The following is a 22,651-nucleotide window of genomic DNA, read 5'->3' as shown; positions in this document are numbered from 1 at the left end:
GCTAGACCTCCAGCTCCGCCTCGATGCGCTTGAGCTGGTGCCTGGCCATGGCGAGGTTCGCCCGGCCCTTGTCGAGAACGAGGTAGAGGAACAGGCCGTTGCCTCCACGGCCCTTGATCAGCCGCAGGAGGTGGTACTGCGTGCCGAGGGTGATCAGCACATCCTCGATGTCGTCCTTGAGGCCCAGCATCTCCATCGTGCGGACCTTCGCCCGGATCACATCGGTGTTCCCCGCCGCGGCGACCGTCAGATCGAGATCCTTGCTCCCGCCCAGTGTGCCCAGCGCCATGCCGCTCGTGTAGTCGACCAGCGCGACCGCCACGCTCCCCTCGATCGAGGTCATCGCCTCCTTCAGAGACGTCTCCACCGTCAACATCCGTACCCACTCCCTCTGTTCCGAACGACGTCGGCCGGGATTGCGCGCCGGCCGAGTGACGACCGCAGACGCTACCCACACGCTGCCGGGAGGTAGGGGAACACCGGGAATATGGCAGAAATCGATCCCCGTGCCCTACTATGCGCCCCGCCATCCATGACGGGGCGGCCCGCGCCCGGACGGCCGGGTCCGGTGCTGCGGCGAACTCAACGGCGGGCCGACCCCGATCCGCCCCGACCCGATCCGCCGCGTCCCGCTCGTCAACGCCAGGACCGGCGAGGGGAACGGGCCCACCCCGGCGGCCGGATCAGGCCACGAGCCGCCCCCGCATTACCTCCCGCGTAATCGACCCCGTCGGGACGTGGCGGCATCGTGGTGGTCACCGGGACCCGGGCGGCGCACTCCGGCCGAGTCCCGGTCACCAGCACCTCGTAGACACAGCCCATGGAGGGTGATCCGTCATGTCCCAGGCCCTGCTCGCCGGCCTCTCCCGCACCTCCGAGCCGCAGTCGATGGTGCGCCGGTTCCTCGCCCTCGACGCCGTCGTCACCGGCGGCAACGGCCTCGCCTACCTCGCCGCGTCCGGGCCGCTGGGCGAGCTGCTCGGCGTCGACTCCGGACTGCTGCTCGAACTCGGCCTGATCCTGACCCTGTACGCGGCCGGCGTCGCCTGGCTGGCGAGCCGCCCCCAGCCGCCCGCCCCCGGCGTCAGGCTCGTGATCGACATCAACGCCCTCTGGACCGTGCTCAGCGTCGTCGCCCTCGTGGCCTGGCTGGAACCCTCCACCGCAGGGCTGGTGTGGATCCCGATGCAGGCCGCCGTCGTCGCCGGGTTCGCCGGGCTCCAGTGGTCGGCCCTGCGCGCCGCTACCCCTTGAGCGACCGCAGATACGCGACGGTCTCCGGGTCGGCCGGGAGCAGGGTCTCGATGGCCAGCTCGGCGACCGTCACGTCCATCGGGGTGTTGAACGTCGAGATCGACGACACGAACGACAGCACCCGCCCGTCGTGTTCGATCCGCAGCGGCAGCGCGAAGTACGGGTACGGCTGCGGGTCCTCGCGGTCGTCGGGGTCCGCGGTGCCCTCCGGCAGCGGATAGGCCGCCACCTCCTCGTACAGCCCGCGCAGCTGCTCCGAGCGGGACAGCGCGATCTGCCGCTCCATCTGGGCCAGCAGATGCCCGCGCCACTCCCGCAGGTTCCTGATCCGCGGCGCGAGACCCTCCGGATGCAGCGTGATCCGCATCGCGTTCAGCGGCGGCACGAGCAGATGCTCCGCCACGTCCGACAGCAGCACGCCGATGCTCTCGTTCGCCGCCACCACGGTGTACGCGCCGTCCACGACGAGCGCCGGATACGGGTCGTATCCGCGCAGGAGCTGGTCGATGCCCTCCCGCAGGGTCTCCAGCCGCGGGTCGTCGAGCGTCGACTCCTGGTACCGCGGGGCGTACCCGGCGGCGAGCAGCAGCACGTTCCGCTCCCGCACCGGCACGTCCAGGTGCTCGGCGAGGCGCAGGACCATCTCCTCGCTCGGCCGGGCGCGGCCCGTCTCGACGAAGGAGATGTGCCGGGCCGACGAGTCGGCCCGGAGCGCCAGCTCCAACTGGCTCAGCCGCCGCTGCTCGCGCCAGCCGCGCAGCAGCGGCCCCACTCCCCGGTCGCTCACGACTGTTGTCATGGTCCGACGGTATCCCAGGTGTCGGCCCGGGTATCGAGACCCCGGGACCGTATCGTCGCCGTCAGCAACCCCGACCGGAGGGAGTACGGACATGCCCACAGAGCCGCTGTCGCAGAAGGAGATCGAGGACCGTCTGCGGGAGCTCCCCGGCTGGTCCCTGACGGAGGACCGGATCACCCGCACCTACCGTCTCGGCGACCACTTCGCGGCCACCGCGATGGTCGTCCACGTGGCGCAGATCCAGCAGGAGCTCGACCACCACTCCGATCTGACACTCGGCTACAACACCGTCGCCGTGTCCGTGAACACCCATTCGGCCGGACCTGCCGTCACCGAGAAGGACTTCGAACTGGCCACCCGGGTCGAGACCATCGCCCCCGGACACGGGGCGAACTGACACCTCGTAGGCTCTGCCCCATGGGGGAGACCTTGCTGGACTACGACGCCGAGGCGGACCGCTACGACGAGACGCGCGGCGGCGTGCCGCGCGCGCGGGCCGCAGCGGACGCCGTCCTGCGTCTGGTCCCGCCCGGCGCCCGCACCCTGCTCGACCTCGCCTGCGGCACGGGGCTCGTCACCGAGCGGCTGACCAGGCCGGGCCTGCGCGTGTACGGCGCGGACGCCGCGCCCGGCATGGCCCGCCGGGCCGCACGGCGCGTACCGGGCGGGGTCGTCCTGGCCGACGCCCGGCGGCTGCCGCTTCCCGACGCCTCCGTCGACGCCGTCAGCGCCGTCTGGCTGCTGCACCTGATCCCGTTCGCGGACGCCGTCGTCGCCGAGGCCGCCCGGGTGCTGCGGCCCGGCGGCGTCCTGATATCCACCGTCGACAAGGACGCCGCCCACGACGTCGGCAGCGACATCGACGCCGTCCTCTCCCCCCACCGTTCGTACGGCGAGAGCTCCGACCGGGCAGACCTGATCGCGGGCCACGCGGCCGCGCACGGCCTCGAACCGGCCGACGCCACCCGCTTCACCGGACACGGCCAGGGCAACACCCCGCGCGGCACCGTGGAGAAGCTGCGCCGCGGCTACTTCGCCTCGTGGTTCGCCGGCTCCCCGGAGACGACGGCCGAGCTCGTCGGCCGACTCGGCGCGCTGCCGGACCAGGACCGCCCCCGTGACGACCCCGCGTACCGGCTGGTGTCCTACCGGCGCCCCGTCAGGCGCGGCTGAACTCCATCACCCAGTTCGTCACCCACGGCCCGCCGTCGAGGGCGAACGCCTGCTCCCAGCGGGCGGTGGAGGCCGAGACGTCCGACCAGCGGAAGCGCACCCGTACGTTCCTGCCCGCGTAGACGTCCACGCCGTGGAACTCACCCGTGCCGTCTCCGGACCACCGGCCCCTGACCGGTGGATCCAGGCGCCCCATGCGGCTGTCGGACCAGTTCAGGGTCCACTCGTCCGTCTCCGGCTCGTAGAGCCGCAGCGTCAGCCCGCTGAACCCCTTCGAAGGGAAGACGATCTCGTCGACGTGGGCCCGGCCGTCCCGGAACAGCAGGCCCGTGGTGTGGCCTTCGAACTCCTCCCAGCCGCTGTCGGGATCGAGGAAGTCGGCGAGACGGCGGTTGCGGACGTGCCAGGCGCCGTGGAGGAAGGAGAAGCCGGACGTCGTGACGGGCCGAGTGGTCTGCGGGGAAGTCATGGCTGGACTGTAGGAGGGCTTCACTGACACCTTGTGTCAGTGAAGTCCAGCCGGCTCATCTCGGTCCTCCTGCTGCTCCAGACCCGGGGCCGGATGACCGCCGCCCAGCTCGCCGAGGAGCTGGAGGTCTCCGTCCGCACGATCTACCGCGACGTCGAGTCCCTGCACGCGGCGGGTGTGCCGCTGTACGGCGACGCGGGCCACGCCGGCGGCTACCAGCTGCTCGCCGGCCACCGCTCGCGGCTCACCGACCTGTACACGGGCGAGGCCGAGGCGCTCTTCCTCGCCGGGATTCCCGGGGCGGCGGCCGAACTCGGCCTGGGCGGCGCCTTCGTGGACGCGCAGCTCAAGCTGCGCGCCTCCCTGCCGGCGCCGCTGCGCGACCATGTCGACCGGTTGCGGTCCCGCTTCCACATCGACGCGCCGGGCTGGTACGCCGAGGACACCGACGCGCCCTTCCTGCCCCAGGTCGCCGAGGCCGTACGGGCGGGGCGGGTCCTCGCCGTCCGCTACCGCCGGTGGAGGGAACCCACCGACGTCGACCGGCGCCTCGAGCCGTACGGACTCGTCCTCAAGGCCGGCCGCTGGTACCTGGTCGCCGGGCCCGGGCCGCGTACCTATCGGGTGGACCAGATCCTCGAACTCGACGTGACGGAGGAGGAGTCCGCGATCCCGGAGGGCTTCTCGCTGACGGCCTACTGGGCCGACCACCAGGCAGCCTTCCGCGTCCGGCTGCACGGCGGTGACGCCGTCGTCCGGCTCTCGCCGGACGGTGCGAGACGCCTCACGGGCGAAGCCGCCCGGGCCCTGGCCGCGAACGGCTCCCCGGAGCCCGACGGCTGGACCCGCGCCACCCTTCCCATCGAGTCCCTCACCCACGCCCACGACACCTTCCTCGCCCTGGGCGCGGAGATCGAGGTCATCGAGCCCGCCGGACTCCGCGCCCGGATCGCCGAGACCGTCGCCCGCATGGCGGCCCGCTACGGGGCTACGCCGCCGTCCCCCGCCACGCCTCCGTCGCGAAGGCCGTGAAGTCGCGCGGCTCGCGGCCCAGGACCCGCTTGACCCCGTCCGTCACCGACGCGTTGTGGCCGTCGAGGAGCATCGAGAAGAGCGCCGAGAGCCACCGCGCGTCCGGCTCGGGCAACCCGAACCGCTGGAGCAGGGAGGCGTATTCACCCTCGCTCATCGGGACGTACGTGACCTCACGGCCCGAGGCGCGGGAGACCTCCGCCGCGACCTCCGCGAAGGTCAGCAGCCGCGGACCGGTCACCTCGTGGACCAGCCCCGCGTGTCCGTCGCCGGCCAGGGTCTCGACGATCACCTCCGCCAGGTCGTCGGCGTGGATGAACGGCTCCGCCGTGTCGCCCGCCGGGAAGGCGACGACGCCCTCGGCGACGCCCTCCGCCAGCGCCCCCTCGGTGAAGTTCTGCGCGAAGAACGAGGCCCGAACGACGGTCAGTTCCGCCCCCGAGGCCCGCAGCGCCTCCTCCGCCTGGACCGCCTCCGGCTCACCCCGCCCGGACAGCAGCGTCAGCCTCCGCACCCCGTTCGCCACGGCCAGTTCACCGAGGACGCGCATCGCCTCCACCGCGCCCGGCGCGGCGAGGTCGGGGTAGTAGTTCACATACGCGGCGTCCGCGCCCCGCAACGCCGGGGCCCAGGTGCTCACGTCCTCCCAGTCGAAGCGGGTCGTACCGGAGCGGGAGCCCGCCCGCACGGTCACCCCGCGATCCGCGAGGAGCCCCGCCACCCGCCGTCCCGTCTTGCCCGTCGCGCTCGTCACCAGAACCGTCTGCGTGTCGTTCGTGTTCGTCGTCATGCCCTCAAGACTCGCGGCCGCGCGGCCCGTTTCCCATGCTCCACGGACTCACTCCCATACGCGTCCGTCTACGCTTGCGCCCCATGGACGCTCTCGCCGGACTTCTCGACGGCCCCAGGGCCAAGGGGGCCTTCCTGCTCCGCATGGTCATGGAGCCGCCGTGGTCGGTCCGGATCGACGACCGCGCGCCGCTCTGCCTGATGTGCGTCACCGAGGGCGAGGCGTGGATCGTGCCCGCGCGGAGCGCACCCGTCCTGCTGCGGCCCGGCGACATCGCCATCGCCCGCGGTCCCGAGCCGTACGTCGTCGCCGACGCCCCGGACGCGCCGCCTCGCGCGGTGATCGGCCCCGGCGGCGTCTGCACCACGCTCAGCGGCGAGCCGCTCGCCGAAGCCATGCACCTCGGTGTACGGAGCTGGGGCAACGCCCTGGACGGCTCCACCACCGTGCTCGTCGGCACCTACCAGATGGACGGCGAGGTCAGCCGGCGGCTGCTCGACGCCCTGCCGGACCTGCTGCACCTGCCCGCCGACGTGTGGAACTGCCCCCTCATGCCCTTCCTCGACGAGGAGATCTCCCGCGACGAACCCGGGCAGAGCGTCGTCCTCGACCGGGTCCTCGACCTGCTCCTGATCGCCGCCGTCAGGGCCTGGTTCTCCCGGCCGGGAGCGCAGGCACCGGCCTGGTACCGGGCCATGGCCGACCCCGTCGTCGGCCCGGCCCTGCGGCTCCTCCAGAACGATCCCGCCCACCCCTGGACCGTCGCCTCGCTGGCGGCCGGGGCGGGAGCGTCGCGGGCCGGGCTCGCCCGCCGGTTCACCGAACTCGTGGGGGAGCCGCCGATGGCCTACCTGACCGGCTGGCGTCTCGCGTGCGCCGCCGACCTGCTGCGGGAGACGGACGCGACCATCGAGTCCGTGGCCCGGCAGGTCGGCTACAGCAGTGCGTTCGCCCTCAGCGCCTCCTTCAAGCGGGTCCGGGGCGTCAGCCCGCAGGAGTACCGCAGGCGCGGATGAATCCTTTGCCGGAACGGCAACATTTCTCGCGTTCCCGGGGCGCCGGGCGCAGGCTGGCAGCATGACTCACGACCACAACCACACGCACCTCGACTGGGCCGCCATGGCGCCGCTCCTGGAGCGCCAGGCCGAACTCCACAGCCCCCTCTACACCCGGGCCGCCGCCTGGCTCGGCGAGCTCGTCCCGGCCGTCGGCGTCCGCCGGATCCTCGACGTCGGCAGCGGCCCCGGCGTCGTGACCACCCTGCTCGCGGAGGCGTTCCCGGCCGCCGAGGTGGTCGCCGTGGACGTGACCCCGGAGCTCCTGGAGCGCGCCCGTGAGCGCGCCGAGGCCCGCGGTCTGGCCGGCCGGGTCAGCACCCTGCGCGCCGAACTCCCGGCGGACTTCGCCTCCCTGGGCGACGCCGACCTCATCTGGGCCGGCAACTCGGCCCACCACCTCGGGGACCAGCGGGCCGCCCTCGCCTCCTTCGCCGGTCTGCTGCGCCCCGGCGGTCTGATCGCCCTCGTCGAGGGCGGGCTCTACGCCCGTCATCTGCCGGCGAACATCGGCTTCGGCCGGTCCGGCCTGGAGTCCAGGATCGAGGCGGCGCACGCCGGCTGGTTCGCCCAGATGCGGGCCGAACTCCCGGACAGCAAGGACGAGCCGGACGACTGGCGGGCGCTGCTCGGGGCCGCCGGTCTCACGCCCAGCGGGACCCGCTCGTTCCTCACGGACGTTCCGGCCCCCGTGCCCGCGGCCGTACGCGAGGTGATCGTGGCCCACTTCACGCGCCTGCGGAACCCGCTCTCCGAAGGGGTCGACGCCGTCGACCTGGCCAGCCTCGACCGGCTGCTGGACCCGGCGGACCCGCTCTCCCTGCACCGGCGCACGGACCTCTTCCACCTGTCCGCCTCGACCGTCCACACCGCCCGCAAGGGCTGAGCGGGGCCCTGAGGGTCAGGACACCGGCTCCAGCCGCCACCACTGGGACGGCGAGTCGGTGTCCTCCCACTGCCGGACGTTCGCGCCGTCGTCCATGGACCCGTCCTCGACCTCCAGGAGCAGGCCGCTGACGAAGCTCACCAGCGCGACCGTCCCGGGCGACTGCAGGTCCTGCTCGATGATCCACTCCTGCGCGCCGAAGTTGTTCGCCTTCCACTGCTGGACGTTGGCGCCGTTCTCCGTCGAGGCGTTCGCCACGTCCAGCCGTTTGCCGCCGGCCACGTTGACCAGGTGGTGGAGGCCGCTGCCGTTCGGGACGGCCGTGATGTGCCAGTGCTGGCCGGGGGAACCGTTCTCCTTGCCCTGCTGCACGTTCGCGCCGCTGCGGGTGGAGCCCTGGTACACCTCCAGGAGCAGCCCGCTGGCCACGTTCCGTACCCGGTACAGGCCCTCTTCGACCGGCGCGGGCGTACCGCTCACTGTCCGTACTCCTCGTTCGTGGCCGACCACCGGGGCGGGCGCCACCGGGACAGGGGAGAGGACCGGCCCGATGCCGGGCCGGCCCTCCGCGCGCTCAGGCGCCGACGTGGAACTCGGCCGGGTCGGGACCGAGACGCCGGTCCTCGTCGAGGACGGCGATCGCGGCCATGTCCTCGGCGTCCAGCTCGAAACCGAACACGTCGATGTTCTCCCGGATACGGGACGGCGTCACCGACTTCGGGATGACCACGTTCCCCACCTGCAGGTGCCAGCGCAGCACCACCTGGGCGGGGGTACGGCCGTGCTTCTGCGCGATCGCGACGATCGCCGGGACCTCCAGGAGGCCCTTGCCCTGACCCAGCGGCGACCACGCCTCGGTGGCGATGCCGTGCGTGGCGTGGGCCTCGCGGGAGGCCGCCTGCTGGAGGTGCGGGTGCAGCTCGATCTGGTTGACGGCGGGGACGATCGAGGTCTCGCCGATCAGCCGCTCCAGGTGCTCAGGAAGGAAGTTGGAGACACCGATCGCCTTCGCCCGGCCGTCGGCGTGGATCTTCTCGAACGCCCGGTACGTGTCGACGTACGCGTCCTTCGCCGGCAGCGGCCAGTGGATCAGGTACAGGTCGACGTAGTCCAGGCCGAGCTTGTCGAGCGAGGCGTCGAAGGCCCGGAGGGTCGAGTCGTGGCCCTGCTCGCTGTTCCAGAGCTTCGTGGTGACGAACAGCTCCTCGCGGGCGATGCCGGACGCGGCGATCGCCTGACCCGTGCCCTTCTCGTTCTGGTAGATCGCGGCGGTGTCGATGGAGCGGTAGCCCGCCTCCAGCGCCGTGGTCACCGCGCGCGTCGCCTCGTCGTCCGGCACCTGCCAGACGCCGAATCCGAGCTGCGGCATCTCCACGCCGTTGTTCAGGGTGAGGGAAGGGACCTTGTTGTCCGTGCTCACGTGCGGTCGATCCTAACGTCGTCGGGTGGTACTCCCACGGTCAACCATCTCAGACCCCGTCGCATTCCGCGGAGCCCGGCGGCGTGGGCGGACGTACCCCGGAAACGGGCCCGGGAACCCTGCCCGGAGCCGCGCCGAGATACGCCTCCCGCACGGCGGGGTCGGCGCGCACCTCGGCCGCCGTTCCCTCGGCGAGGACCCGGCCGAGGTCCAGGACCACGACGCGGGCGCACAGCTCCATCACGAAGGCCACGTCGTGTTCGACGAGCAGCACCGCGCAGCCCTCCTCCTCCGCCATGTGCCGGACGACGGCGGCGAGTTGACGGCGCTCCTCGGCGGTCGTGCCGGAGGCGGGCTCGTCGAGGAGGAGCAGGCGCGGCGGGTCGGCGAGCGCACGGGCCAGCTCGACCATGCGGGCCTGCCCGACGGGCAGCGCGCCCGCGTACGACTCCGCGAGCGCGTCGAGCCCGCACTCGCGGAGCACGGCGGCGGCCCGCTCCCGGTGGCGGCGCGCACCGCCCGCCCGCCAGTCCTGGGCCACCACCAGGTTGTCGGTCACCGTCAGCTGTCCGAAGAGCTGCTGGCGCTGGAAGGTCCGGCGGATGCCGTGCCGGGCCCGCCACACCGGGGAGCGGCGGGTGATGTCCTCTCCCGCGAAGGCGATCGATCCGCCGTCCGGCCGCCGGATCCCGGACAGGACGTCGAAGAGCGTGGTCTTGCCGGCACCGTTCGGGCCGATGAGGCCGCAGATCTCGCCGGGGCGTACGGAGACCGTCACACCGCGCAGGGCGTGGACGCCGCCGAAGCGCACGTCGATCCCCTCCGCGTGGAGCGTCTGCCCGGTCATCGGCGGACCCCCGTTCCCAGATAGGCGTCGGCGAGCCGGTCGGTGTCCACCTCGGAGCGAGGCCCGGACCAGGCGATCCCTCCCTGCGCGAGGTACGCGACGGTGTCGGCGATGCCGAGCACCTCGGCGGCCTTCTCCTCGACCAGGAGCAGCGCCGTACCGCTCGCCCGCAGCTCGGTGAGGAGGCCGAAGACCTCGTCCACGAGGCGGGGCGCGAGTCCGAGGGAGGGCTCGTCGGCGACGAGGACGGCGGGCGGGCGCTGGAGGAGCGGGGCGAGCGCGAGGAGCTGCTGCTCGCCGCCGGACAGGGAGCCGGCCGCGACGGAGCGGCGGGCGGCGAGCGCGGGGAAGCGCGCGTACACCGCGTCGCGGTCCTCCAGCGCGGGGAGCTGGAGCGAGAGGTTCTCCTCGATGGAGAGCCCGGCGAAGATCCCCCGCCCCTCGGGCGCGAGCCGCACTCCACGCCGGGCCCGCGCGACGGCGGTGTCCCCGCCGGCGTCCTCCCCGTGCACGTGCACCTGCCCTCCGGTCGGCCGCAGGAGCCCCGCGGCCAGCCGGCACACGGTGGACTTCCCGGCCCCGTTCGGTCCGAGCAGGACCAGCGTCTGCCCGGCGCGCACGGTGAGGTCCACCCCGTGCAGCACGGCGGCGCCGCCGTACCCGGCGTGGACGCCGCGCAGCGCGAGAGCGGACGGCGGACCGGCCACCGCGGGGGGCACCGACGGGGCACCGGCGGCGTACGGCTCCGCGGCCCGGGCGGATGCCCCCGCCGTCTCCTCGGCACCGGACGTCCGAGCCGCGCGAACCGGTGCGCCGGAGGTCCTCGCGGCGACCCCGGCCGGGGCCGGCCGCCCTTCGCGCGGCGCGGGCGGACCGTCCGCCTCCACGTCCGTCGACGGGCCGCCGTGCTCCGGCAGGCGCGCGCCCGCGCTCGCCGCGCTCCGCCGGGCCGCCCGTCGCGACGGCAGCGCCGCGCAGTAGCCGTCGGGATCGTTGGCGAGGGCCAGGCCGGCCAAGCCGAAGAGGATCACCGGCAGGTGCGCGGACTCCGTCACGTACGTCGCCATCAGATGCGGGACCACCGCGAAGACCAGCCCGGCCACCACCGCGAACTGCGGCCGCCGCACCCCCGCCGCGACCACCACCGCCAGCCACACCAGGCCCGTCATCGCCGTGAAGTCCGTCGCCGTGATCCGGGTGTTGTACGAGGCGTACAGCACGCCGCCGAAGCCCGCGAGGGCCGCCGACACCGTGAAGACCAGCAGCTTCGTCCGTACCACCGACACCCCCGAGGCCGCCGCGGCCTCCGGCGCCGAACGGACCGCGAGGACCGCCCGCCCCCACCGTGAGCCGCGCAGCCAGGTCAGCAGCCACACGACCGCCGCGCACAGCAGCACCAGCGCGACGCCGAGCGCCCGGTCGTCGGTCAGGTCCACCGGGCCGAGGACGGGACGGGGGATCTCCCAGCCCGTGTCCCCGTTGCGCAGCCACCCCACCTGGAACAGCACCTGGTCCGCCAGGAACGCGAGCGCCAGCGTGGCCAGCGCGAGCGAGCGGCCCCCGAGCCGCAGCGCGGGCAGCGCCACGACCGCGCCGAGCAGCGCCGCGGCGGCCGTGCCGACCACCGCCGCGGCCACGAACGGCCAGCCGCGGCTCATCAGCAGCCCCGCCACGAGCGCCGCGCCGGTCACGAACGTCGCCTGGGCGAGCGACACCATCGCCCCGAGGCCCGTGACCACCGTGAACGACATGAAGACCAGCCCGATCGCGAGGCCCTGCGCCAGGATCCCGCTCCAGAACGGTGTGGTGACCGTGTAGAACGCCAGGGCGAGCAGCCCGCCGGCGACCGCCCACACGCCCCAGCGGCGCCCCCAGCGCTTCCCGGCGAGATAGTCGACGGGCGGCGGATCGGCGGCCGCCGTGCCCGCCGCGCGCCGTCGGCGCGCCAGGACGACCAGGCCGCCGAAGAGGATCAGGAACGGTACCGCCGTACGGAAGCCGGTGATGTCCTCGGCGAAGGAGGCGTACCCGGCGACGAGGTTCTGCAGCACGCCGAGCCCGAGCCCGCCCGCGAAGGCCAGCGGCACCGACACGAACCGCCCGAGCACCGCCGCGGTCGCGGAGACGAAGAGGAACAGGGTGTAGTCGTGGGCCGAGAGCCCGAGGAGCGGGGTCGCGAGGACACCGGCGAGGCCGGCGAGACCCGACGACAGCATCCACGCGATCGAGGACAGCCGGTCCGCGCTGATGCCCCGCAGCTCCGTGAGCGAGCGGTTGTCGACGGCGGCACGCAGGTGGAGTCCGAGCCGGGTGTGCCGCATCAGCACCCAGAGCCCGGCCGCGACGAGCGCGGTCGCGATCCAGGTGATCAGCTGGTCGGAGTCGACGCCGACGCCGTCGACGGGCTGCCAGGACACCGCGGGGCTGGGCCCGACGCCGGGCAGACCGAACTGGTTCTCGGCGGGCTGGACGGGGGCCCCGGCCCGCTCCAGCAGCTCGACCAGCCAGAGACCGGCGGCCGGCAGCGCGACCAGCAGACCGATCGTGGCCACGATCTGCGCCGTCTCGCCCACCCGGGCCAGCTTCCGGAACATCAGCCGGTCCAGGCCCCAGCCCAGCGCGGGCGCGACGACGCACACGAGCAGCAGCGCCGTCGGCACGGCGGGCCAGCCGAAGCCGGAGTGGAGCTCGTAGAAGGCCAGCGCGCACAGGTAGGCGGTGGCGCCGTGCGCGAAGTTGAAGAGTCCGGACGCGGAGTACGACAGCACGAGTCCGGTCGCCAGCAGCGCGTACAGCGCGCCGGAGACCAGACCGCTCAGCACGAAGCCCAGCAGGTCACCCACGGCGACGCCCTAGCCGAACGGGATCGGCGGGTAGCACTTGAACGGCACCGCCACCTCGTACCGCCCGTTCGTCAGGCGGACGAGGGCACCGCAGCCGAAGCTCTCCTTCTGGCCCTTGGGCTCGGCACGGTCGCCGACGAGCGTGCCCGTGTCGGAGAAGCCCGCGGCCGCCTTCTGGAAGGACTCGGCCGTCAGGTCCTCGCCGGCCCTCGCGGCGATCGAGAGGAAGAGGTCGGCGCTCATGTAGCCGGTGAGCATGTGCATGTTGAGCGGTACGTCCTTGCCGCCCGCGGCCCGCTTGATGTCCGCCTTGAACCGGCGCATCGCGGGGCTGTCCGCCTCGAACGGCTGGAACTGCAGCAGCACGTGCACCCCGTCCAGCGCCTGCCGTGTCGCGTCCTTCGCGAGCAGCCCGGGGTCGTAGTCGGTCGGGTCGGAGATGACGCCCTTGTAGCCGGACCGCTTGAGCGCGGTGAACAGGCCGATGTTGTACGGGGTCTGCATCACGGAGACGACGGCGTCGGGCGCCCCGCCGCCGGGTCCCGAGCGGAGGATCTCCTTCGTGTACGCCGACCAGTCGCTGGGCATCGAGGTCGCGGGCACCGCCGCCTTGGCGTAGGAGACCTGGAAGCCGGCCGCCTTGAAGCCCTGGGTGAAGGTGCGGATGCCGAACTTCCCGGCGTCGTTGTCGCCGGCGATCAGCGCGACCGACTTGCCGCGCGCCCCGCCGAGGACGGTGGCGAGCCCCTCGGGCCAGGTCTGGTTGAGCGTGCCGCCCGGGGTCGGGACGAGGCAGCCGTTGAAGCCGTAGATGTACGCGGGGCCGCAGAACGAGGGCAGGGTGCCCCAGCCGACGGTGGGCACCTTCTGGCCGTTGAGGAAGTCCGCTCCGGCGAAGGTGACCGAGCTCATGGGGGAGACGGCGAACACCTTGTCCTGCTGGACGAGTTTGCGGGCCGCCGCCAGGTTCTTGGCGGGGTCCTGACCGTCGTCCTCGGCGCCCAGGTAGTCGATCCTGCGCCCGTTGACACCGCCCTCGGCGTTGGCCCGGTCGTAGCGCGCCCTGGCGCCGAGGTCGGTGTCCTTCTTGGAGTAGCCGCTCGCGGTGGTCATGGAGACGATCCCGCCGACCTTGATCGTGTCGGCGGTGACTCCGCGTGCGGAGGAGCCGGTCGCACTCCCGCCGCTGGAGGCGGAGTTGCAGGCGGCGACGAGCAGCAGGGTGAGAGCGGCGGCGATGGTGCCGAGCGGTCGAGGCACGGGCGATCCCTCCGTCGGGGTGACCGCATTCTGTGACCGTGCCGATGAACCGTCAATAACTGATACACCGTCAATTGATGATGTGTCAGGAGAGTCTGGCGCGGCCCGGAGGAGGTCCGGCCCGCGTGCGGCGATCAGCCGTAGAGCGCTTCGACCTCCGCCGCGTACGCCTTCTCGATCGCCTTGCGCTTCAGCTTGAGCGAGGGCGTGAGCAGCCCGTGCTCCTCGCTGAACGGGTGCGCCAGTATCCGGAAGGTCCGGATGGACTCGGCCTGCGAGACCAGGGTGTTGGCCGCCACCACGGCCCGCCGGATCTCGGTCTCCAGGCTCGGGTCGCGCACGAGCTCGGCCGGCGGCAGCGGCGGCCTCCCCTGCATCGCCAGCCAGTGCTCCACGGCCTCCTGATCCATCGTCACCAGCGCGGCGATGTACGGCCGGTCGTTGCCCACCACGATGCACTGGGCGATCAGCGGATGCGACCGCACCCGCTCCTCGAGCCCGGCGGGCGAGACGCTCTTGCCGCCCGAGGTCACCAGGATCTCCTTCTTCCGCCCCGTGATCGTCAGATAGCCCTCCTCGTCGAGCATCCCCAGATCGCCGGTGGCCAGCCAGCCGTCGTTGAGGACGGCGGAGGTGGCCTGCGGATTGTTGAGGTACCCGGAGAAGATCTGGCCGCCGTGCAGCCACACCTCCCCGTCCTCCGCGATGTGCACCGTCGTGCCCGGGACGGGCTGCCCCACCGTCCCGTACTTGGTCCGCTCCGGCGGATTCGCGGTCGCGGCCGCCGAGGACTCCGTGAGCCCGTACCCCTCGAACACCGTCACGCCCGCGCCCTCGAAGAAGAGCCCGAGCCGCCGGTCCATGCCCGAACCGCCCGACATCGCGTGCCGGACCCGCCCGCCCATCGCGTCGCGGACCTTCCCGTACACCATCTTCTCGAAGAACTGGTGCTGCATCCGCAGCCCCGCCGACGGGCCGGGGCCGAGTCCGAACGCCTTCTGCTCCAGTGCCTCGGCGTACTTGACCGCCACGTCCACCGCCTTGTCGAAGGGGCCCAGCTTCCCCTCGCTCTCCGCCCTGCGCCGGGCGGCGTGGAAGACCTTCTCGAAGACATAGGGAACGGCCAGGATGAACGACGGCCGGAACGAGGCGAGGTCCGGCAGCAGCGCCTCCGCCGCCAGGACCGGCTGGTGACCCAGCTTCACCCCGCTCTGCACCGCCGCGACCTCCACCATCCGCCCGAAGACATGGGCGAGCGGCAGGAAGAGCAGTGTCGTCGCCTCGTCGCCCGGCTTGGAGTGGAAGACCGGCTCCCAGCGGCCGACCAGCATGTCCGTCTCGAACATGAAGTTGGAGTGCGTGATCACGCAGCCCTTCGGGCGGCCCGTGGTGCCCGAGGTGTAGATGATGGTCGCCACGGACTCGGGCGTCACCGCCCGCCGGTGGCGCTGCACGACGTCCTCGTCGATCTCCGCACCCGCCGCGACCAGCTCGGCCACCGCGCCCTCACCCGCGTCCAGCTGCCACAGCCGCTGGAGCCGCGGCAGCCGGTCGATCACCGAACCGATCGTCATGGCATGGTCCTCGTGCTCCACGACGCACGCGGTCACCTCGGCGTCGTGCAGCATCCAGTAGACCTGCTCGGCGGAGGACGTGGGATAGATCGGCACCGACTGCGCGCCGAGCGCCCACAGCGCGAAGTCGAACAGCGTCCACTCGTAGCGGGTCCTGGCCATGATGGCGACCCGGTCGCCGAACCGGACGCCGTGCGCGATCAGCCCCTTCGCGAGCGCGAGCACCTCGTCCCGGAACCGCGCCGCCGTCACGTCCTGCCACTGCCCCGCGGCGTCCTTGCGCCCGAACGTGACCCGGTCCGGCGTCCGCTCGGCGTGATCGAACACCGCGTCCGCCAGACCGCCGACCTGAGGCGCCGCCTCGACGGGCGGCACGGTGAACTCGCGCAATGACCTGCTCCTCGCCCGATCGATGTAGCTCTCCGTACGGCGCGGGTGACGGTACCCCACCCGACTGGCGGGCGGGAGGGCCTTCACCAAGCCGGGACATTGGGTGTTCTCACAGGTCAGGGGAGGGGAGTGAGGTAAGTGGCGGGTGACGGGGGCGGGTTACTGACTCGCGAGTAAGGAAGGCGGGTCCGAATCTCCACGGAATCTGTACCCGCCACTCACGTTCCCGGCGGAAGCCCGGGCCCAACGGCCGCTCCCGACCGGGACGGAAGACCGCGACCACCTGCCGCTCACACTCACGACCCCGGCCGAAGCCCCGCTCCGTCAGCCCGGCGCAGGCGGCCGGTGCAGGCGGTCGCCGCCCGCCAGGATCGCGGCGGCCAGGGCGTCGGCCGCCTCCTGGGACGGACCGCGTCGACGGCCCTTGCGCAGAACGAAGTCGACGTCGCCCAGCTCGGGCAGGTCCGCCCGGGCGGGCAGCCGGGTCAGGCCGGGCGGAACCAGGCCGCGCGTGTGGGCCATCACGCCGAGCCCGGCACGGGCCGCCGCGATGTTCGCGCTCAGGCTGCTGCTCGTACAGGCGATCCGCCACGCCCGCCCGTGCGCCTCCAGCAATTCGAGGGCCCGGGAGCGCGTGATCCCGGGCGGCGGGAAGACGATGAGCGGAACAGGCCGGTCCGGGTCCAGCCGCAGCCGCGGCGAACCGATCCAGATCAGCGAGTCCTGCCAGACCAGCTCGCCCCCGCTCTCCTCGGCGCGCCGCTTGGCGAGGATGAGGTCGAGGCGTCCCGCCTCCAGCCGGGCGTTCAGCGTCCCCGACAGCTCGACCGTCAGCTCCAGATCCACCTCGGGGTGCTCGCGCCGGAACGACTCCAGGATCTCGGGCAGCCGCGTCACCACGAAGTCCTCGGAGGCGCCGAAGCGCAGCCGCCCCCGCAGCCTGGTCCCGGTGAAGAAGGCCGCCGCCCGCTCGTGGGCCTCCAGGATCGTCCGGGCGAAGCCCAGCATCGCCTCGCCGTCCTCCGTCAACTCCACACTGTGCGTGTCCCGGGTGAAGAGGGGACGCCCGGTCGCCTCCTCCAGACGCCGCACGTGCTGGCTCACGGTCGACTGCCGCACGCCGAGCCGGCGCGCGGCCTGGGTGAAGCTCAGCGTCTGGGCGACCGCGAGAAAGGTCCGGAGCTGGGACGGGTCGTACACCGCCCCACCGTAACCCGGTCATCGCGATTCGTGATGGCAGTCAGAGCGCTGTACGGGATTCCCGATGTCCGCGCGAGGGAGCAGGATGAGGAGGGAACGACCCCGTCCGAAAGCAGTGGAGCGATGAGCCGCCGCACGACCCTCCTCCCGTCCTGGTTGCCGATCGACCCCTTCATCCTGGCGCTGCTCGCCACGGTCGGCCTCGCCGCCCTGCTGCCGGCCTCCGGCGCCGCGGCCACGGTCGCCGACGGGGCTTCGACGGCGGCCATAGCCGTGCTGTTCTTCCTCTACGGCGCCCGGCTCTCCACCCGCGAGACGCTCGACGGGATCAAGCACTGGCGGCTCCAGCTCACGGTCCTCGCCTGCACCTTCCTCCTCTTCCCGCTCCTCGGGCTCGCGGCGAAGGGACTGGTACCGGCCGTTCTCACACCCCCGCTCTACAGCGGGCTCCTCTTCCTGTGCCTGGTGCCCTCCACCATCCAGTCCTCGATCGCCTTCACCTCCATCGCGCGCGGCAACGTGCCCGCCGCGATCTGCGCCGGCTCCTTCTCCTCCCTCGCCGGGATCGTTCTGACCCCGCTGCTCGCCGCGGGCCTGATCGGCGGCGGTGTCGGCTTCTCCGCGGACTCGCTCCTGAAGATCGTCCTCCAGCTCCTCGTGCCCTTCCTGGCGGGCCAGCTGGTGCGCCGCTGGGTGGGCCCGTTCCTGGTCCGGAACAAGAAGGCGCTCGGGTACGTCGACCGGGGCTCGATCCTCCTCGTCGTGTACACGGCCTTCAGCCTCGGCATGGTCGCCGGCATCTGGCACCAGGTGACCCCGGCGCGGCTCGGGCTCCTGCTCGCCGTCGAGGCGGTGCTGCTCGCGATGATGCTCACGCTGAGCTGGTACGGCGCGAAGCGGCTGGGCTTCGACCGGGGCGACCGGATCGCCATCCAGTTCGCGGGCTCGAAGAAGAGCCTGGCGGCGGGGCTCCCGATGGCGAGCGTGCTGTTCGGCGCCCAGGCGTCGCTCGCCGTCCTGCCGCTGATGCTCTTCCACCAGATGCAGCTGATGGTCTGCGCGGTCCTCGCCAAGCGCCGCGCCCGGGACCCGGAGGCGGGCACGGCCCCGGACGCCGAGGAACCGGCCCCGACGCAGGAACCGGCCCCGGACGCCGAGGAACCGGCCCCGGACGCCGAGGGCACGACACGGGCCGCCGTGGCCAGGGGCTGAGGCGGAGGCGGGGGCGAGCAGGCAGGCCCGGGGCTGAGGCGGAGGGCGAGGGGGCCGGCCGGCCCGGGGCTCCCGCCCGGCCGGCCCGGCCGTGGCTCCCGCCGACACGAGGCGGAGTTCCCCGGTCCGGCCCCGGGGCCGCCGGCGCGGGGCGCCCGCGCGCGTTGGCGGGATCACATCCCCACCAGCCCCGTCAAGATCACCTCGGCCGCTACCGTGCTCCCATGCCCGCACTCGATCCCGGCCGCACCGCGCTCGTCCTCGTCGACCTCATGGAACGCATCGTCGCGCTCCCCCTCGCACCCCGCCCCGGAACCGACGTCGTCGCCGCGGCCGCCCGGCTCGCCGGCACGTTCCGGGCCGCCGGCGCTCCCGTCGTCCACATCAGGGTCGAGCGGCCCGGTGTCGAGACCCAGCCGCCCGGCAGCGAACTGGTCCCCTCCCTCGTCCAGGCCGGCGACCACGTCGTCGTCAAGCGGACGATCGGCGGCTTCCAGGCCACCGGGCTGCACGAACTGCTCACGGAACACGCGGTCACCACCGTCGTGTTCGCCGGCATCGCCACCAACCTGGGCGTCGAGTCCACCGCCCGCGCCGCCTGCGACCTCGGCTACGAACCCGTCTTCGCCGAGGACGCCATGACCGCGTTCACCGCCGACGAGCACCACGCCTCGGTCGCCCTCGACTTCCCGCGCCTCGGCACGGTGGCACCCGTCTCCGCGATCACCCTGGAGGGCCCCGCGTGACGCCGGTCCCGATACGCTACGGCGCCCGTCCCTGTTCCCTCGTCGTCTGCCGTGGCTGCTGCTGCGGCGACGCCCGCAAGAACCCCGGCGTCGACCACGCGGGCCAGCTCGCCCGGCTCCGCAGCGCCGCCGCGGACTCCGGGGGCCGGCTGGCGGTCCGCACGAGCGACTGCCTCGGCCCGTGCGCGCAGGCCAACGTCGTCGTGGTCCAGCCCTCCACGGAGGGCCGCCGCCGCGGCGGCCGGGCCGCCTGGATCGGCTTCACCGTGGACGACGACTGCCTCGACGACATCCTCGCCTGGACGGCCGCGGGCGGCCCCGGCATGGCCGAACCCCCGCCCACCCTGGCCCTCCAGATGATCGACCCGCCGGCCGAGACCAACCGCCGCAGCCGGGCGCGCTAGGCGACGACAGGACCGGCAGCCCGCCGAGCGGCTGCCGGTCCTGTCGTCCTCGTGCGATGAGCCCCGAGACGGTCAATGCCGCGGTCTCGGGGGCCGACCGCCTACCGATGTCGCGGGCGATCGCGGCAGCAGGTCAGCGAATCCACTTCTGGAAGCCGGCGTCGAAGGAGTCGAAGCTGCACGAGTGAAGACGCAGGCCGTGGTTGTAGCTGTAGTCCAGGCACGTGTCAGTGGCTGCGTTGCTCCACATCTGAGCGCCTCCCTCGTCCAGTACCCGGACCCACTTCTGGTAGCCGTTGTTGTAGCTGGCGGTGCTGCAGGGGTGGGTACGGACGCCGTGGTTGACGCTGCCGTCCAGGCACAGGCCCGTCTTGGCGTTCCTCACCTGGTAGGTGTTGCTGGATCCGGTCACCGTCCACCGCTGGTAGCCGTTGCTGTAGCTCGCGGTGTTGCACGTGTGCACCCGGAGCCCGTAGGTGGCACTGTCGTCCAGGCACGTGTCGCCGTGCAGCCCGTTGATCATCCACTGGGGCCAGGATTCGGTGGCAGCCGCCGCTTCCGCCGACGCTCCTTCCCCAGCGGGCGGTGCCGCCACGGCAGCAGGCGTTCCGCCCGCACCTTCGGTCACGGCTGCGGCACCGGGCGCCGCGGCGAGCGTCGCGATCATGCCGATGACGGCGGCTGTCAGAGCAAGGGTTCTCCGCATGGCGAAGCCTCCTGGTTGTTGGGCAGCGGACATGAAGTCGCCGCGCACCACACCCTCCCAGTGGTACGTGGCGATGATCATCTTGACGCCCCTCGGGCCCACCGTCCACCCTCTCGTGGATCACCCTCGTCCCACTCCGATGCGGGTGTGACAGCCGACGACCCTCTGCACGCCGGCGCCTGCCCAGGAGCGCACGCTGCCGACCACGGTGGTCAGTTGCCCCCCGATCGCTCGACGCGAGGCGCGGGGACAGAGCGGGGAGGGCGCGGAAACGCCGCGGCGCTCCGCGAGCGGCCGGTCCTGCCCGCGTCGCGGGCGGTGGTCAGTCGTGGGGGGCCGTCGCCCCGAGGGAGATCCGGTGCTCGCCCGCGTACACGTTCATGTCCGGCCCCCGCAGGAAGCCCACCAGGGTCAGACCCGTCTCGACCGCCAGGTCCACCGCGAGCGACGACGGCGCCGATACCGCCGCGAGCACCGGGATGCCCGCCATCACCGCCTTCTGCGCCAGCTCGAACGAGGCCCGGCCCGAGACCAGCAGGACCGCCCGGTCCAGCGGCAGCCGCCCGTCGGTCAGGGCCCGCCCCACCAGCTTGTCCACCGCGTTGTGGCGGCCCACGTCCTCCCGGACGTCCAGGAGCTCGCCGTCCTCCGAGAACAGTGCCGCCGCGTGCAGCCCCCCGGTCCGGTCGAAGACCCGCTGCGCCGCGCGCAACCGGTCGGGGAGGCGGGAGAGGAGCGCAGGCGAGAGCCGGACCGGGGGAGCGTCGGCGATCGGGAAGCGCGCCGTGGTCCGTACGGCGTCCAGGCTCGCCTTGCCGCACAGGCCGCACGACGACGTCGTGTACACGTTGCGCTCCAGGGTGATGTCCGGAACGGCGACACCGGGCGCCAGCTGCACATCCACCACGTTGTACGTGTTCGAGCCGTCGTCCTGGGCGCCCGCGCAGTACACGATGTTCCGTACGTCCGAGGCGGCACCGAGCACCCCCTCGCTGACCAGGAACCCGGCGGCGAGCGCGAAGTCGTCCCCGGGCGTCCGCATCGTGATCGCCAGCGGCTTGCCGTTCAGCCGGATCTCCAGCGGCTCCTCGGCCACCAGCGTGTCGGGGCGCTCGTTCACCGCCTCCCCGCGGATCCGCAGGACCCGCCGTCGCTCGGTCACCCGTCCCATGATCGCCACACCTGATTCTGTACGTGCCGGGAGCCGAAGCGGCCCTTGATGCGGAGGTCGCCGTCGGTCACCGACGCGTCGTGCGGGCGGCGACCTCGACGATCCATTGTCCTGCACGCGCGACGTGGGGTTGTCACGGTCGCCCAACAGCCACGGGCGAATCTTGGTGGTTTACGTGCCTGGTTACCGATCAGTCGCTGGCAAGACTGGGTGGTTCCTGCTTCCGCTCCACCACGCGCCACACTGAACCAAGGGGGTCCCGGGCATGACGGGCACTCGTATCGCCGCGCTCGGGCACTATCAGCCCGCCAAGGTGCTCACCAACGGCGACCTGGCCGCACTCGTCGACACCAGCGACGAATGGATCAGCAGTCGCGTCGGGATCAGGACGCGTCACGTCGCGGGCCCGGACGAGCCCGTCGACGAACTCGCCGCGCACGCCGCGGGCAAGGCCCTCGCCGCCGCCGGCCTCGGCCCCGCCGACATCGACCTGGTCCTCGTCGCCACCTCCACGGCGATCGACCGCTCGCCCAACACCGCGGCCCGTGTCGCGGCCCGGCTCGGGATGGGCTCACCCGCCACCATGGACCTCAACGTGGTCTGTGCCGGTTTCACCCACGCCCTCGCCACCGCGGACCACGCGATCCGGGCGGGTGGCGCGCGGCGCGCGCTGGTCATCGGCGCGGACAAGATGACCGAGGTGACGGACTGGACCGACCGGACGACCTGCGTCCTCGTCGGCGACGGCGCGGGCGCGGCGGTCGTCGAGGCGGTCGCGGACGGCGCCGAACCCGGCATCGGACCGGTGCTGTGGGGCTCGGTCCCGGAGATGGGCCACGCCGTGCGGATCGAGGGCACCCCGCCGCGCTTCGCGCAGGAGGGCCAGTCCGTCTACCGCTGGGCCACCCAGCGGCTCCCCGCCCTCGCCCGCCAGGCCTGCGAGCGTTCGGGGCTCGCGCCCGAGGACCTCGCGGGCGTCGTGCTGCACCAGGCCAACCTGCGGATCATCGAGCCCCTCGCCGCCAAGATCGGCGCGGTCAACGCGGTCGTCGCCCGGGATGTCATCGAGTCGGGCAACACCTCGGCCGCCTCCATCCCGCTGGCGCTGGCGAAGCTGGTCGAGCGGGGCGAACTGCCCTCCGGAGCCCCGACCCTGCTCTTCGGCTTCGGCGGCAACCTCTCCTACGCGGGACAGGTCGTGCGGGTGCCGTAGCCCGGACGGAGCGGGACCCGGCAGGCCGAGAGCGCGACGGACGGCCGGGGCGCGCGGGGCGGGAGTGCGGAGCGTTCCCCGGCCGGGCGGGTTCCCGGCCCGGCGGCCGGGCGAGGAGCCGGCGCCGATGTCCCCCGTTCACCGCGCGCCGTTTCCCCGTTCGGCGGAGCCCGGTGGCGAGGGCGCCCGGGGCGGCCTAGCTTCGAT

At 72.9% G+C, this 22,651-nt stretch carries 23 protein-coding genes; 10 read left to right on the top strand and 13 right to left on the bottom strand.

The genetic code is table 11. The annotated features are described in order from the left end of the window. Position 1 precedes the first annotated feature (1 nt). Positions 2 to 376 carry a hypothetical protein gene (locus AB0D99_RS02355; RefSeq protein WP_362355911.1) on the bottom strand — a complete coding sequence of 125 codons (375 nt, stop codon included), beginning with the start codon at positions 374 to 376 and terminating at the stop codon, positions 2 to 4. Positions 377 to 837: 461 nt separating this feature from the next. Here AB0D99_RS02355 and AB0D99_RS02350 point away from each other — a divergent pair, with 461 nt between their 5' ends. After that, complete coding sequence (locus AB0D99_RS02350) at positions 838 to 1,254, top strand: hypothetical protein (RefSeq protein WP_362355909.1); 417 nt, start codon at positions 838 to 840, stop codon at positions 1,252 to 1,254. On the opposite strand, the gene AB0D99_RS02345 is transcribed toward AB0D99_RS02350, so the two are convergent. After that, positions 1,244 to 2,053, bottom strand: coding sequence for a helix-turn-helix transcriptional regulator (locus AB0D99_RS02345; RefSeq protein ID WP_362355907.1), 810 nt, complete (start codon positions 2,051 to 2,053; stop codon positions 1,244 to 1,246). The two genes, AB0D99_RS02350 and AB0D99_RS02345, sit on opposite strands and share 11 nt — an antisense overlap. Positions 2,054 to 2,144: 91 nt before the next feature. On the opposite strand from AB0D99_RS02345, the gene AB0D99_RS02340 reads away from it, so the two are divergent. After that, the gene (locus AB0D99_RS02340; protein ID WP_362355905.1) at positions 2,145 to 2,450 is read left to right on the top strand and encodes a 4a-hydroxytetrahydrobiopterin dehydratase; all 306 of its coding nucleotides are present in this window, start codon (positions 2,145 to 2,147) and stop codon (positions 2,448 to 2,450) included. Between the two features lie 32 nt (positions 2,451 to 2,482). Continuing rightward, positions 2,483 to 3,226, top strand: coding sequence for a class I SAM-dependent methyltransferase (locus AB0D99_RS02335; RefSeq protein ID WP_362356057.1), 744 nt, complete (start codon positions 2,483 to 2,485; stop codon positions 3,224 to 3,226). Here the strand turns inward: AB0D99_RS02335 and AB0D99_RS02330 are convergent. Beyond that, entirely contained in the window at positions 3,213 to 3,695 is a 483-nt protein-coding gene (locus tag AB0D99_RS02330) for a hypothetical protein (protein WP_362355903.1), read from the bottom strand. The genes AB0D99_RS02335 and AB0D99_RS02330 overlap by 14 nt on opposite strands. Positions 3,696 to 3,734: 39 nt before the next feature. Between AB0D99_RS02330 and AB0D99_RS02325 the strand changes: the two genes are divergently transcribed. Then, a complete protein-coding gene (locus AB0D99_RS02325; RefSeq protein WP_362355901.1) occupies positions 3,735 to 4,727 on the top strand; it encodes a YafY family protein in 993 nt (330 codons plus the stop codon). Here AB0D99_RS02325 and AB0D99_RS02320 read toward each other — a convergent pair. Then, positions 4,684 to 5,517 carry an NmrA family NAD(P)-binding protein gene (locus AB0D99_RS02320; RefSeq protein WP_362355899.1) on the bottom strand — a complete coding sequence of 278 codons (834 nt, stop codon included), beginning with the start codon at positions 5,515 to 5,517 and terminating at the stop codon, positions 4,684 to 4,686. The two genes, AB0D99_RS02325 and AB0D99_RS02320, sit on opposite strands and share 44 nt — an antisense overlap. A gap of 83 nt (positions 5,518 to 5,600) precedes the next feature. Here AB0D99_RS02320 and AB0D99_RS02315 point away from each other — a divergent pair, with 83 nt between their 5' ends. Then, positions 5,601 to 6,533: an AraC family transcriptional regulator gene (locus AB0D99_RS02315; RefSeq protein WP_362355897.1), complete on the top strand. Its 933-nt coding sequence runs from the start codon at positions 5,601 to 5,603 to the stop codon at positions 6,531 to 6,533. Between the two features lie 61 nt (positions 6,534 to 6,594). Next, positions 6,595 to 7,458 (top strand): class I SAM-dependent methyltransferase, encoded by an 864-nt coding sequence (locus tag AB0D99_RS02310; RefSeq protein ID WP_362355895.1) that lies wholly within the window; start codon positions 6,595 to 6,597, stop codon positions 7,456 to 7,458. 15 nt (positions 7,459 to 7,473) lie between these two features. Here the strand turns inward: AB0D99_RS02310 and AB0D99_RS02305 are convergent, their stop codons facing one another. The 7 genes from AB0D99_RS02305 to AB0D99_RS02275 form a co-directional block, all read right to left on the bottom strand. Continuing rightward, the gene (locus AB0D99_RS02305) at positions 7,474 to 7,938 is read right to left on the bottom strand and encodes an RICIN domain-containing protein (protein WP_362355893.1); all 465 of its coding nucleotides are present in this window, start codon (positions 7,936 to 7,938) and stop codon (positions 7,474 to 7,476) included. A 94-nt stretch (positions 7,939 to 8,032) separates the two neighbouring features. Further along, positions 8,033 to 8,827, bottom strand: a complete 795-nt coding sequence (locus AB0D99_RS02300) for an aldo/keto reductase (RefSeq protein WP_362356055.1) — start codon at positions 8,825 to 8,827, stop codon at positions 8,033 to 8,035. Positions 8,828 to 8,927: 100 nt separating this feature from the next. Next, positions 8,928 to 9,725 carry an ABC transporter ATP-binding protein gene (locus AB0D99_RS02295; protein WP_362355891.1) on the bottom strand — a complete coding sequence of 266 codons (798 nt, stop codon included), beginning with the start codon at positions 9,723 to 9,725 and terminating at the stop codon, positions 8,928 to 8,930. Beyond that, positions 9,722 to 12,568, bottom strand: a complete 2,847-nt coding sequence (locus AB0D99_RS02290; protein ID WP_362355889.1) for an ATP-binding cassette domain-containing protein — start codon at positions 12,566 to 12,568, stop codon at positions 9,722 to 9,724. Before AB0D99_RS02290 ends, AB0D99_RS02295 begins: the two co-directional genes overlap by 4 nt. Before the next feature lie 9 nt (positions 12,569 to 12,577). After that, a complete protein-coding gene (locus AB0D99_RS02285; protein WP_362355887.1) occupies positions 12,578 to 13,828 on the bottom strand; it encodes an ABC transporter substrate-binding protein in 1,251 nt (416 codons plus the stop codon). Between the two features lie 134 nt (positions 13,829 to 13,962). Further along, complete coding sequence (locus AB0D99_RS02280) at positions 13,963 to 15,792, bottom strand: long-chain fatty acid--CoA ligase (RefSeq protein WP_362355885.1); 1,830 nt, start codon at positions 15,790 to 15,792, stop codon at positions 13,963 to 13,965. Positions 15,793 to 16,116: 324 nt separating this feature from the next. Then, complete coding sequence (locus AB0D99_RS02275; RefSeq protein WP_362355883.1) at positions 16,117 to 16,992, bottom strand: LysR substrate-binding domain-containing protein; 876 nt, start codon at positions 16,990 to 16,992, stop codon at positions 16,117 to 16,119. Between the two features lie 123 nt (positions 16,993 to 17,115). Between AB0D99_RS02275 and AB0D99_RS02270 the strand changes: the two genes are divergently transcribed. The 3 genes from AB0D99_RS02270 (at position 17,116) to AB0D99_RS02260 (ending at position 19,354) form a co-directional block, all read left to right on the top strand. Continuing rightward, positions 17,116 to 18,204: a bile acid:sodium symporter family protein gene (locus tag AB0D99_RS02270; RefSeq protein WP_362355881.1), complete on the top strand. Its 1,089-nt coding sequence runs from the start codon at positions 17,116 to 17,118 to the stop codon at positions 18,202 to 18,204. Positions 18,205 to 18,428: 224 nt separating this feature from the next. Beyond that, on the top strand, positions 18,429 to 18,950 hold the full coding sequence (locus AB0D99_RS02265) for an isochorismatase family protein (protein ID WP_362355879.1): 522 nt from the start codon (positions 18,429 to 18,431) through the stop codon (positions 18,948 to 18,950). Then, positions 18,947 to 19,354, top strand: coding sequence for a (2Fe-2S) ferredoxin domain-containing protein (locus AB0D99_RS02260; RefSeq protein WP_362355877.1), 408 nt, complete (start codon positions 18,947 to 18,949; stop codon positions 19,352 to 19,354). The genes AB0D99_RS02265 and AB0D99_RS02260 overlap by 4 nt, the downstream gene beginning before the upstream one ends. A 133-nt stretch (positions 19,355 to 19,487) precedes the next feature. Here AB0D99_RS02260 and AB0D99_RS02255 read toward each other — a convergent pair whose 3' ends face one another. Together AB0D99_RS02255 and fdhD are read right to left on the bottom strand one after the other, a co-directional pair. After that, positions 19,488 to 20,060, bottom strand: coding sequence for a ricin-type beta-trefoil lectin domain protein (locus tag AB0D99_RS02255; protein ID WP_362355875.1), 573 nt, complete (start codon positions 20,058 to 20,060; stop codon positions 19,488 to 19,490). A 322-nt stretch (positions 20,061 to 20,382) separates the two neighbouring features. Next, complete coding sequence (gene fdhD / locus AB0D99_RS02250) at positions 20,383 to 21,231, bottom strand: formate dehydrogenase accessory sulfurtransferase FdhD (protein WP_362355873.1); 849 nt, start codon at positions 21,229 to 21,231, stop codon at positions 20,383 to 20,385. A 265-nt stretch (positions 21,232 to 21,496) separates the two neighbouring features. On the opposite strand from fdhD, the gene AB0D99_RS02245 reads away from it, so the two are divergent. Continuing rightward, positions 21,497 to 22,444 (top strand): beta-ketoacyl-ACP synthase III, encoded by a 948-nt coding sequence (locus AB0D99_RS02245; protein WP_362355871.1) that lies wholly within the window; start codon positions 21,497 to 21,499, stop codon positions 22,442 to 22,444. Positions 22,445 to 22,651 lie beyond the last annotated feature (207 nt).

Source organism: Streptomyces sp. NPDC047971 (genome assembly GCF_040653355.1).
In the GTDB taxonomy this organism is placed as follows: Bacteria; Actinomycetota; Actinomycetes; order Streptomycetales; family Streptomycetaceae; genus Streptomyces.
The sequence above is the reverse complement of the archived record's forward strand: the minus strand, read 5'-3'. Positions and strand labels throughout refer to the sequence as shown.

Bases quoted from the DNA above. Each gene is read 5' to 3' on its own strand.
- AB0D99_RS02355 (WP_362355911.1), bottom strand. From the start codon at position 376: ATGTTGACGGTGGAGACGTCTCTGAAGGAGGCGATGACCTCGATCGAG.
- AB0D99_RS02315 (WP_362355897.1), top strand. From the start codon at position 5,601: ATGGACGCTCTCGCCGGACTTCTCGACGGCCCCAGGGCCAAGGGGGCC.
- AB0D99_RS02265 (WP_362355879.1), top strand. From the start codon at position 18,429: ATGCCCGCACTCGATCCCGGCCGCACCGCGCTCGTCCTCGTCGACCTC.
- AB0D99_RS02310 (WP_362355895.1), top strand. From the start codon at position 6,595: ATGACTCACGACCACAACCACACGCACCTCGACTGGGCCGCCATGGCG.
- AB0D99_RS02340 (WP_362355905.1), top strand. From the start codon at position 2,145: ATGCCCACAGAGCCGCTGTCGCAGAAGGAGATCGAGGACCGTCTGCGG.
- AB0D99_RS02300 (WP_362356055.1), bottom strand. From the start codon at position 8,827: ATGCCGCAGCTCGGATTCGGCGTCTGGCAGGTGCCGGACGACGAGGCG.
- AB0D99_RS02245 (WP_362355871.1), top strand. From the start codon at position 21,497: ATGACGGGCACTCGTATCGCCGCGCTCGGGCACTATCAGCCCGCCAAG.
- AB0D99_RS02330 (WP_362355903.1), bottom strand. From the start codon at position 3,695: ATGACTTCCCCGCAGACCACTCGGCCCGTCACGACGTCCGGCTTCTCC.
- AB0D99_RS02270 (WP_362355881.1), top strand. From the start codon at position 17,116: ATGAGCCGCCGCACGACCCTCCTCCCGTCCTGGTTGCCGATCGACCCC.
- AB0D99_RS02295 (WP_362355891.1), bottom strand. From the start codon at position 9,725: ATGACCGGGCAGACGCTCCACGCGGAGGGGATCGACGTGCGCTTCGGC.
- AB0D99_RS02320 (WP_362355899.1), bottom strand. From the start codon at position 5,517: ATGACGACGAACACGAACGACACGCAGACGGTTCTGGTGACGAGCGCG.
- AB0D99_RS02345 (WP_362355907.1), bottom strand. From the start codon at position 2,053: ATGACAACAGTCGTGAGCGACCGGGGAGTGGGGCCGCTGCTGCGCGGC.
- fdhD (WP_362355873.1), bottom strand. From the start codon at position 21,231: ATGGGACGGGTGACCGAGCGACGGCGGGTCCTGCGGATCCGCGGGGAG.
- AB0D99_RS02255 (WP_362355875.1), bottom strand. From the start codon at position 20,060: ATGCGGAGAACCCTTGCTCTGACAGCCGCCGTCATCGGCATGATCGCG.
- AB0D99_RS02350 (WP_362355909.1), top strand. From the start codon at position 838: ATGTCCCAGGCCCTGCTCGCCGGCCTCTCCCGCACCTCCGAGCCGCAG.